At 71.1% G+C, this 10557-nt stretch carries 7 protein-coding genes and 1 pseudogene; 7 read left to right on the top strand and 1 reads right to left on the bottom strand.

Annotated elements, in window-relative coordinates; translation table 11 throughout:
• The 6 genes and pseudogenes from ACWDSL_RS11100 to ACWDSL_RS11075 form a co-directional block, all read left to right on the top strand.
• Positions 1-96 (top strand): annotated as a pseudogene (locus ACWDSL_RS11100) (hypothetical protein); the annotation flags it as partial.
• A gap of 101 nt (positions 97-197) precedes the next feature.
• On the top strand, positions 198-980 hold the full coding sequence (locus ACWDSL_RS11095) for a polysaccharide lyase family 7 protein (protein ID WP_450483960.1): 783 nt from the start codon (positions 198-200) through the stop codon (positions 978-980).
• A 231-nt stretch (positions 981-1211) separates the two neighbouring features.
• On the top strand, positions 1212-3089 hold the full coding sequence (locus ACWDSL_RS11090; RefSeq protein WP_450483958.1) for a serine/threonine-protein kinase: 1878 nt from the start codon (positions 1212-1214) through the stop codon (positions 3087-3089).
• 98 nt (positions 3090-3187) lie between these two features.
• Positions 3188-3367 carry a CopG family transcriptional regulator gene (locus tag ACWDSL_RS11085; RefSeq protein WP_450483956.1) on the top strand — a complete coding sequence of 60 codons (180 nt, stop codon included), beginning with the start codon at positions 3188-3190 and terminating at the stop codon, positions 3365-3367.
• A gap of 1 nt (position 3368) precedes the next feature.
• Entirely contained in the window at positions 3369-3716 is a 348-nt protein-coding gene (locus ACWDSL_RS11080; protein ID WP_450483954.1) for a VOC family protein, read from the top strand.
• A gap of 36 nt (positions 3717-3752) precedes the next feature.
• Entirely contained in the window at positions 3753-4610 is an 858-nt protein-coding gene (locus ACWDSL_RS11075) for a class I SAM-dependent methyltransferase (RefSeq protein WP_450483952.1), read from the top strand.
• A gap of 85 nt (positions 4611-4695) precedes the next feature.
• Here the strand turns inward: ACWDSL_RS11075 and ACWDSL_RS11070 are convergent, their stop codons facing one another.
• Entirely contained in the window at positions 4696-6615 is a 1920-nt protein-coding gene (locus ACWDSL_RS11070; RefSeq protein WP_450483950.1) for an asparagine synthase-related protein, read from the bottom strand.
• A 98-nt stretch (positions 6616-6713) separates the two neighbouring features.
• Here ACWDSL_RS11070 and ACWDSL_RS11065 point away from each other — a divergent pair, with 98 nt between their 5' ends.
• On the top strand, positions 6714-10553 hold the full coding sequence (locus ACWDSL_RS11065; RefSeq protein ID WP_450483948.1) for an nSTAND1 domain-containing NTPase: 3840 nt from the start codon (positions 6714-6716) through the stop codon (positions 10551-10553).
• Positions 10554-10557: the final 4 nt, after the last annotated feature.

Raw genomic sequence — 10557 nt, 5'->3', positions numbered from 1 at the left:
CCGATCACCCGCCAGTCGCCGCAGGCGATCGTCGACAAGGTGCTGGAGCTGCCCGAGGGCAGCCGGTTCCAGGTGCTGTCGCCGCTGGTGCGCGACCCGCCCGTTCCGCGCCAGGGGGGTCAGTGCGACGACGTCTCCACGTTTCAGGGGAATTGACGGTCGCGCTTGTCCCCCTCGCCCAGGAAGGAAGACCGCACATGCCGCGTATGCGCATGATTGTCCTCGCAGGCATCTCCGTGGCCGCCTCGACCGCCGCCCTCGTGCTCCCCGCGCAGGCCGACACGTCCACCCGCCACGGCGCCACCGCCGCCCGCTGCACCTACCCCGCCGATGTCCTCGACCTCACCAACTGGAAGATGACCCTCCCCACCGGCGACGACGAGGATCCGACCGAGATCACACAGCCCGAGCTCGCCACCTTCTCCGCCAAGCCCTGGTTCCGGGTCAATGAGGAGTGTGACGCGGTCCGGTTCCGAGCCGCCGTCGACGGCGTGACGACGGGCGGCTCCAGCTACCCGCGTGCCGAGTTGCGGGAGATGACGGACGACGGGGAAGAGGAGGCCAGTTGGTCGACCACCGAGGGCACCCACACTCTCGTGGTGAAAGAGGCATTCCTGGCCCTGCCCAACGACAAGCCGCATCTGGTCGGCGCCCAGGTCCATGGCGGCGACGACGATGTCACGGTCTTCCGCCTCGAGGGCCGCAAGCTCTACATCACCGACGGTGACGACTCCCGCCACCACCTCGTCACCGACGACTACGCGCTGGGCACCGAGTTCGAGGCCAAGTTCGTGGCGCGGGACGGGAAGATCGACGTGTACTACAACGGGCGGCGGGAGACCACGATCGCCCATGACGGCGACACCAACTACTTCAAGGCGGGGGCCTATACGCAGGCCAACTGCGGCAACTCGGACCCGTGTGACCGTGACAACTACGGCGAGGTCCGGATATCCAGTCTCAAGGTCACCCACTCCTAGTCAGAAGATCACGGTGTCGGGCATCACAATCTCCACAGAAGGTGATGGTTTCTGGAGTGGTAGGTGAATCCCCTTCTCAACCGGCCACGCCTGGCGCGCCACGGACACCTACCGGGCCCGGTTTCACCCTCAAGAGCGCCGGAAGCGCTGTGTGACTCATCCTGTACGCAGTAAGTTCGATCCGCGTGCCTGTAACAGCAGGGTCCGGTCTTGCGCGAGGGGAGAGTCGTTGTGCGCCGGGGGGAGAAAGTGGGCAAGTACCGGCTCACGAAGGGGCCCGTCGAGGGAGGAAGAGGGGCGGTCTGGTTCGCCGTCGACACGGAGCTGGGCCGTCCCGTCGTCCTCAAGCGGGCCCTGCTCGAGGACAACAGCCAGGCCGACTTCGATCAACTGCTGGCCGAAGCACGCGCGCTGGCGAAGTTCAGCCACCCGCATGTGGTCACCCTCTACGACGCCGTCCGCGCGGGCAAGGGCAAGAAGGCCACGTTCTGGCTGGTGATGGAGCATGTGACCGGCGGGAGCCTGGACGTCCCGGTGAAGATGGCCCCGCAGCTCGCGGCGCACATCGGCGCGCAGATCGCGGCCGCGCTGGCGGCCCTGCACGCCAAGGGGATCGTGCACTGCGACGTCAAGCCCGGCAATATCGTGATCACTCACGACAGAGTGGCCAAGCTGGCCGACTTCGGGGCCGCGTATCGAGCGGACGGCAGTGAGACGATCACGCCCAACGGACCGATCAGCCTCACCCCGGCCTACGCCGCCCCCGAGGCGTTCCGGGCAGCGCCCGAGCGGGCGTCCGACGTGTTCTCTCTCGGTGCCACCCTGCACTGGCTGGTCACCGGGACTCCGCCGCTGCGCGGCCACGGACGCGCGGTCCGGCTGGAGGCCATAGGCCCCCAGGTCGGACCGCTCGGCGGGGTGCTCACCGCGATGCTCCAGCGCGACCCCAGGGCCCGTCCCACCGCCGTCGAATCGCTCACCGCGCTCGCGGGCATCGCGGGATCGCCGGACCAGCTCCCGACCCTCCCGCTGACCTCGGTGACCAAGCCCTATACGGACACCGTCGCCGACGTCGCGGACCCGACGGGCGGACAGCGGCGCCGGACGACGACCCTCGTCCGGCGCCGCCCGCTGCTCACGGCCGGTGTCGCCGCAGGCACGGCACTGGCCATCGCCGTTCCGCTCGTCGTGATGAGCCTCGGTGACGACGCCGACGCGGACAAACCCACCCCATCGGCGAATGGCAGCACGCGCAGCAGCGCCGCGGGCTTCATCGGTGACCCCCGTACGGCCGACCCCTGCGCCTTGCTGGACGCCACCGTGTTCGATCGGTACGAAGTGGCCGAACTGAAGCGTGATGAGGGCAACTTCAACCGGTGCGACGTCATCCTGAAGGAGCGTGGCGAGAAGGTGGTGGGTGTCAGGGTGGAACTCGACGCCGACCCGCTGCCCGAGGCCGTGGCGAGGAAGGCCATGGGCAGGGTCACCGTCGCGGAACCCGACGCCGACGGCAAGGATTGCGTGCGGGCCATGGCCGTGACCGGCGCTCGCGACTACAGCCTTCGAGTCACCGCGGTCGCGAGAGAGCGTAAGAAGACCAAGGAGCCGCTGTGCGACACGGCCGATGTCGCCACGCGATACGCGGTCAAGGTGCTCAACGACGGTGAGATTCCCCGACGTCCGGCCTTCGCGTCCGATTCGCTGGCGCGCCAGGACGCGTGCACGCTGCTCGACGCCAAGGCGCTGGAGACGGTGCGTGGTATCGACGCCAAGAACCCGGACGTCGGGTTCGGCCGCTGGGACTGCCAGTGGAAGAGCACCACCAATGGCTTGGAGGTGGACTTGCACTTCGAGCAGGGCGACCTGCCGACCGACAAGAACCCCCGACAGACCGAAATTGGCGGTCACAAGGCGATCGAGCTGCCGGAATACGAGGGCCAGGGGAGCTGCCGCGTCGAGGTGATCTACCGCCCCTACACCGGCGTGAACCGGAGGGAGGGGAGTGAGCGGGTGGCCCTCGTCATCAAGGGGGCGCGCTCCAAGGGTGAAGCCTGCAGGCTGGCCGGCGACCTCGCCGGTTCGGCCGCCGCCGCGCTGCCGCCCGTCTGACGGGCTGATTCCTCCTTTATCGGCCCGGTTGATGAACCGGGCCGCGGGGCAGCTCTGTCTCTGGGCGGCTAGCTTGCTAGGATGCTAGCATCGCACTCGTGGGTGATGAGGAAGTCAAGCAGTTCAACGTGTACCTGCCGATCGGGCTGATCAAGCAGGTCAAGTACCGCGCCATCGAGTCGGGCATGTCGTTGTCGGCGCTGGTCGCCGACGCGCTGCGCGCCTATCTCGACGACGCCCAGCGGCAGCAACAGCCATCGACGGAGAAGGAGATCTGACATGACGACGACCGAAGGAATCGAGGCCGTGTTCCTGGAGACCCACAACTGGGGCAAGGCTGCCAAGTTCTTCCAGTCGCTTGGATTCGAACTGGAGTTCTCCACCGACCATAACTCCGGTCAGCTTCGCAACGGCGACGGTCCGTACGTCTTCATCGCCGAGGTCCCCGAGGACCGAAAGCCCCAGATGCAGATCGTGCTGAAGGTGCCGGACGTGGAGGGGTTCCGTCCCGATCCTGCCGTCGAGGTGGTCACGCCGTTCGAGGACACCCATTACGGGACCCAGGAGATGACCGTCCGCGACCCTGACGGGCGTCTGTGGAGCCTCCAAGCTCCCGCCAGGATCTGACCACAGCGACCGGCCACAGCGAAAGAGGGGAACACCATGGCAGACCAGCAGACCGAGACGCCGGAAAGCAGCGCGGTGCGGGTCGCCCTCTGGCGGGCGATGCACCTTGAGGCCGACTCACCGCCCCATGTATTCGAGGACGGGATCGGCCTCCAGCTGGCGGCCCCCGAGGAGGACTGGCGCCGCCGCCCCGATATGGACCAGCGCGCCACCAGCGGGTTCCGGGCATCCATCGTGGCCCGCGCCCGGTTCATCGAGGACCTGGTCGCCGAGCAGTCCGACCGCGGTGTCGCCCAGTACGTCATCCTGGGAGCCGGCCTGGACACCTTCGCGCAGCGCACCCCGGAAATCGCCTCCCGCCTACGGGTCTTCGAGGTCGACCAGCCCGGCCCTCAGGCATGGAAGCGCCGCCGCCTGGCCGAACTCGGGTACGGCGTTCCCGACTGGCTGCGCCTGGTGCCGGTCGACTTCGAGGCCAGCGAGTCCTGGCTGGAGCGGTTGACCGCTGCCGGCTTCGATCCCGGCCGGCCGGCGGTCATTGTCTCCACCGGCGTCACCATGTACCTCACCAAAGACGCCACCGCGGCCACCTTGCGCCAGATCGGCGGGCTCGCCCCCGACTCGACGCTCGCCATGACCTTCATGCTGCCGCCCGAACTGGTCGATGACGCCGATCGCCCCGGCTTCCGTGCCAGTGCGGAAGGAGCCCGCGCATCCGGAACACCATTCATCAGCTTCTACCCGCCGGAGGAAATGCTGGCAGCGGCCCGCGAGGCCGGCTTCAAAGACGCCCGACACGTTTCGGGAAGTGTGCTGGCCGAGCGCTATTTCGCCGACCGCACCGACGGCCTTCGCCCGTCGAGCGGCGAGGACCTGCTGCTGGCCACCATCTGACCAGCGGGGCCGGACCGTTCACCGAGGATCACGGCGCCCTCATCGGTGTGCGTATACGTCACCCGCGGTCGAAGCATGATGCGGCTCATGGCGTGGCACCGGTCAACGTGGACGTGAGGTGGTGCGGTGTCCGCTCCTGCGAGCGCAGCCAGATTTCGCAGCCCACCGTGGACATCAGCGGGTCCAGGTCGGCGATCGAAGCCAGTGAATGCGCGACGCGGCGCAGGCGGTCGGGGTCGATCAGGCCGGCCTCGGCCAGCAGCGAACCGTCCAACAGCGTGGAGATTTCACCGCGCTGCCGGTCCAGGGCGCGATAGAAGTCCGCACAGTACTGGCCCTTTGTCGTGCGCCGCAGGATCTGCCCGGGAACGATGCCGTCCATCGCGGTTGTCAGCAGCGGTTTGAAGCGTCCCGGGGCCGCGGCCTCCCAGGGGCGGACGGACAGGGCGGCGGCCACCACGGCGTCGTCGGTGTAGGGCAGCGCGAGATCGGGGCCTGGCAGGGACTTGTTGATCAGGCGCACGGTGTTACCGCCCTCCCGTACCTGGTGCAGTACGGCGTGGAGGCCGCGTTGGGGAGCAAGCGGCTCGGGGCAGCGTTCGGCGGCCTCCCGCAGCACGTCCCGCGCCGAGCGGGCGGCCTGCGGGGAGGCCCACGCGGGCATCCGGGGCACCGGCTGCCAGCCGAGGTGATCCGCCGGCTCATGCGTGCGGTGGGCGGTCAGACGGTCGGCCGCCTCCAGCAGCCACCGGTGGTAGTCGCGCCGGTCCGTCAGCGCCCGCAGCATGGCCCAGCGGCTGATACGCCAGTCGAGGCGTTGCCGCCGGGCCCGCTTGAGCACCGTCCCCGGGTGCTGCGCCAAGGCGTCGGTCCAGTGCGAGGGGGCCGGGGTGAACAGCTCGTCGCCGCCTCCGCCGCCCAGATGCAGCCGGGATCCGTGTGCTTGGACGCGGCGCAGCACGTCGTCCAGCTTCGCGACATCCCGCGTCCAGGGGCCGGGCTCCTGCGCGGCCAGGCGCGGCGATCCCAGCCCCGCGAACCAGTCGGGCGTCTCTTGCCGCCCGACCACCAGATGCGTGGCCGCGGGCAGTTCCCGAGCGGCCTGGGCGGCCCATGCGGCATCGTCGTCGCGCGCGTCCACACCCTCCCAGCGCGCCGTCACCAACGCGGCGTCACCGCGGGCGGCCAGAAAGCACAGGCTCGTCGAATCCAGCCCGCCGGACAGGTCCGCGCTGACCGTTCCCCCGCCCGCCGTACATGTGTCCACCGCCTCCATGAGCGCGGCGCGCACCCCCTGCGCCGCCTCGCCCAGCGGGACGACAGGCTCGGGAGGGCGCCACCAGCGCACCGTGCGTCCGCTGCCGTCGCGGGGCCACATCAGCGCCTCGTCCGGCCGTACGGCACGCACCCCCTGCCACATGGTGCGCCCGCCCAACGCCGCCCATGACACACCCGGTTCCAGTAGCCGCGCCGCCAGCATCTCCATGTCCGGCGCCGAACCGACCAGCTCGGCCAGCACATCCGCGTCCGAAGCCGCCACCGGTACGCCGTCCACGCGCGCGGTGAAGACGCGACACGCCGCAGAGGCCGTCCCCCGTGCCCATACGCTGCCGTCCACCGAGGCCAGTACGTGGTAGCCGCCCGCCAGCCCGGCGACCGCCCGCTCCACCTCCTGCGGGTTCCGCACCCGCGCGACCTTCCGGCGCAGCTCCTCCGGGGACACGGTGAACCTGCCCGACAGGGCGAGCCGCGTGGCCCCCGCCTGGACGGCGAGCATATGCCCGTCGACCCGCCGGCCGACCAGCCACGGTCTGCCCGACGCATGCCGCAGACAGCTCGACGCGCCGTCGTCGGGTTCGTCCTGCCGCAGCCGCGCCGCCAGCGCGGCGGCGGCCTCCGTATCCGGCAACACCACCCACCACCCGTTCACCGCGAAACTCCCCTCGGCCGACACCACGACCTGGAACGCGCTGTTGTCCGCTCCCAGGTCTAGCGGCTCGGGCATTGTTCGGCTTCGAGGCCTGGTGCCGAACAAACAAGTCCTGAAAAATGTGACGACGCCGCGCAGGCTGTGACATGCGGGAACAACGGGGAGGTGCGGCGATGCCGCGCAGGGAACGACCGCTGGAGTCGGGGGACGGCCTGTTACTGGAGTTCGCCGCGGGCCTCAGACAGCTGCGGCAGAAGGCCGGCAATCCGACGTACCGGAGACTGGCCGAACAGGCGCACTACTCGATTTCCACCCTGTCCTCCGCGGCCTCCGGACAGCGGCTGCCGACGCTGGCGGTGACGCTGGCGTATGTGCGCGCCTGTGAGGGGGACGTGGAGGAGTGGGAGCAGCGTTGGCGGGAAGCGGCGGAACAGCTCGGTGAAGGGCCCGCCGCCCTCGGCCCGGGGGAGGAGTCCGACGCGGACTCGCCGTATGCGGGCCTGCGGTCGTTCCGGGAACAGGACGCGGAGTGGTTCTTCGGCCGCGAGCAGCTGGTGGACGAGCTGGCCGGGCGACTGGAGCGACAGCGGTTCGTGGCCGTGATCGGCGCCTCGGGCTCGGGCAAGTCGTCGCTGCTGAGGGCCGGGCTGGTGCCGCGCCTGGAAGGAACGGCGACGACAGTGGTGTTGACGCCGGGGCCGCGGCCGCTGGAGGAGTGCGCGGTGCGGCTGGGCGCGCTGGCGGGGGTCACGCCGGGCGGACTGTACGAGGAGCTGAAGGACGCCCCGGAGAACCTGGGCCGCGCGGTGCGGCAGATCACCGTCCGCTCCGACGCGGCCGGCGGCGACGTGGTGCTGGTCGTCGATCAGTTCGAGGAAGCCTTTACCCTCTGCCGGGACGACTTCGAGCGGGACCGTTTCATCGAGGCCCTGGTCACCGCCGCCTCGGCCGAGGGCGCCCGGTGCCGGGTGGTGCTGGGGGTACGGGCCGACTTCTACACGTACTGCACCCACAACGCCCCGCTGGTGGAGGCGATGCGCGATGCGCAGGTGCCGGTCGGCCCCATGGGCCTGGACGAGCTGCGCCGGGCGGTGGTCAAACCGGCCCACCGGGCCGGACTCACCGTCGAGGGCGCGCTGCTGGCGACACTCACGGCCCAGGCGCACGCCCAGCCCGGGATGCTGCCGCTGCTGTCCCACGCGCTGCTCCAGACCTGGCGGCGGAGGCGCGGCAACGCGCTGACGCTGGACGCGTTCGAGGCTGCGGGCGGGCTCGAGGGCGCCCTGGTACGCACCGCGGAGGACTTCTTCCGGCAACTGAACGGGGAGCAGCGGAAGCTGGCCCGGCGGGTGTTCGTACGGCTGACCGCCCTGGGAGAGGGCACGCAGGACACCCGGCGGCCGGCCCGCCTGGAGGAGCTGGAGGGGCTGGCCGAGGCCGACGGCGGCGACATCGACGCCGTACTGCACCGTGCGGCCGCCGCGCGGCTGTTGACGCTGGACCGCGAGCGGGTGGAACTGGCCCACGAGGCCCTGATCCGGTGCTGGCCCCGGCTGCGCAGATGGCTGACCGAGGACCGTGAGGACACCCGGACCCTGCGCCGGCTCACCGACGCGGCGCAGGTCTGGGAATCGCTGGGGCGCGACCCCGGCGCGCTGTACCGCGGCACCCGTCTCACCATGGCCACCGGGCTCGACCGCACGTCCCTGTCCGCCCCGGAGCGTGAGTTCCTGGACGCGAGCTCGGCCGCTCGGGCGGTCGAGCAAACGGCGGTGCGGCGCCGCACCCGGCTGGGACACCTGGCAGTGGCGCTGCTGAGCACCCTGCTCGTCCTCACGACCACGACCGCGGTCCTCGCCGTCGTGGCGCAGCGGTCGGCGGACCGGCAGCGCGACGACGCCGGCGCACAGCGCGATGTGGCGAGTTCCCAGCGGGCCGCCGAAAAGGCCGCGGCGGTACGGGCGGCCAACCCCGCCTTGGCCGCCCAGGTGAGTCTGGCCGCCTACCGGCTGTCGCCCACCCCGGAGGCGCGCGGCGCTCTGCTCAGCACGTTCGCCACTCCGTACGCCACACAGCTGACCGGTCGGCGGATCGTGGTCACCACGGTGGCGTTCGCCCCGGACGGCGGCCTGCTGGCCACCGGCGACGCCGACGGGACGGTGCGATTATGGCGGGCCGCGGATCCTCACCGGCCGCGTGAGCTCGGCGCGCTGCCCCGCCTGGCCGGCCCCGTCCGCACGGTCGCCGTCAGCCGCGACGGCCGTCTGGTGGCCGCGGGAGGCGAGGACAGCAAGGTGGCGGTGTGGGACATCGATGATGTGCGGCGGCCCCGGCTCGCGGCGCGCCTGTCGGCCGACGCAGGTCCGGTCGTCGGACTGGGATTCGGCCCCGGCGAGGGAACGCTGGCGGTGGTCGCCCGCGATGGGATCCGGCTGTGGCGGCTGTCGGACGGTCACCGGCCACGCCGCCTCGCCGCGTTGGAGGTATCTGCCGCCGTGACCGCGGTGGCGTTCAGCCGGGACGGCCGGATGCTGGCCACGGGCCAGGCCGACCACACCGTACGGCTGTGGGCGGTGCCCGCCTCGGGCGGGCGTCCGCGGCAGCTGTCGGCCGAGGCCGACCCCAGCGGCACCGTGAACGCGATGGCGTTCGCCCCGGACGGCCGCAGGCTCGCCACCGGCGGCACCGACTACAAGGTGCGGCTCTGGGACGTGACCTCGCCACGCGATGCCCGTCCGGTGAAGGTGCTCACCGGGCACACCGACGCGGTCACCACGGTGGCGTTCAGCCCCGACGGCCGCACACTGGCCAGCGGTAGCACGGACGCCACCGTACGCCGGTGGGTGGTGACCGCTTCTGGCCCCATCCGTGAACTGGGCGTTCTCTCAGGCCACACCAGCGGTGTCGGATCGCTCGCGTTCAGCCCCGACGGCCGCACCCTGGTCACCGGCAGCGCGGATCAGACCGCACGTCTGTGGGATCTCCCCGGGCCGGCCCTGACCGGCCACAGCAGCTCGGTCTACTCCGCCGCCTTCAGCCCCGACGGACGCCTGCTGGCCACCGGCAGCTACGACCGCAGCGTGCGTATATGGAGCCTCGCGGACCTGCGCCGCCCCCGGGAGCTGCCCCCACTCACCGGCCACACGGGCCCGGTCAACTCCGTGGTCTTCCGGCCGGACGGGCGCGTCCTGGCCAGTGGCAGCGCCGACGGCACCGTACGGCTGTGGGCCCTGGACGCATCGCGCCGTCCCCGTCTGCTGGGTGTTCTGCCGTCCCGCGTCGGCCACGTCAACGCGATCGCGTACAGCCCGGACGGCCACACCCTGGCCACCGGCGGTGAAGGGGGCACCGTACGGCTGTGGGACGTGACGGATGTACGGCGCCCCCGTCCCCTCGCCGCTCTGCGGAGAGCGGGCGCGGTGGATTCCGTGGCGTTCTCCCACAACGGCCGCACCCTGGCCGTGGGCGACCGCAACCGCACGGCCAGCGTGTGGAATCTGGCCGACCGACGGCACCCCGGACGGCTGGCCGTTCTCGTCGGCCACACCGACGGGGTGAAATCGGTCGCGTTCAGCCCGGACGACCGCACCCTGGCCACCGGCAGCGAGGACCGCACCGTACGGCTGTGGGATCTGGCCGATCCCCGTCACCCGGTCCTGCGCAGCCGGCTCTCCGGCTACGCCGACGGTGTCATGTCCGTCGCCTTCGCCCCGGGCGGGCAGATGCTGGCCGCCGCGAGCTCGGACGACACGGTGCGGCTGTACGACATCGCCGGTCACGGTGGCGCCCAGGAACTGGCCCTGCTGGCAGGCCACAACAAGCCGGTCGACACGCTCGCCTTCAGCCCCGACGGCCGAACCCTCGCCACCGGCGGCGAAGACTGGACCGCGCTCCTGTGGGACCCCAGCGCCGAGCGTGTCGCCTCCCGGATCTGCGCCACCGCCTTCCCCGCCATGACCCGGGCCGAATGGCGCCAGTACTTCCCGCAGCACACGTACCGGCCACCGTGCTGAGGGA

The organism is Streptomyces sp. NPDC000941, assembly GCF_053599555.1.
This window is presented reverse-complemented; position numbering and strand designations above follow the sequence as displayed.

Bases quoted from the DNA above. Each gene is read 5' to 3' on its own strand.
- ACWDSL_RS11075 (WP_450483952.1), top strand. From the start codon at position 3,753: ATGGCAGACCAGCAGACCGAGACGCCGGAAAGCAGCGCGGTGCGGGTC.
- ACWDSL_RS11070 (WP_450483950.1), bottom strand. From the start codon at position 6,615: ATGCCCGAGCCGCTAGACCTGGGAGCGGACAACAGCGCGTTCCAGGTC.
- ACWDSL_RS11065 (WP_450483948.1), top strand. From the start codon at position 6,714: ATGCCGCGCAGGGAACGACCGCTGGAGTCGGGGGACGGCCTGTTACTG.
- ACWDSL_RS11080 (WP_450483954.1), top strand. From the start codon at position 3,369: ATGACGACGACCGAAGGAATCGAGGCCGTGTTCCTGGAGACCCACAAC.
- ACWDSL_RS11095 (WP_450483960.1), top strand. From the start codon at position 198: ATGCCGCGTATGCGCATGATTGTCCTCGCAGGCATCTCCGTGGCCGCC.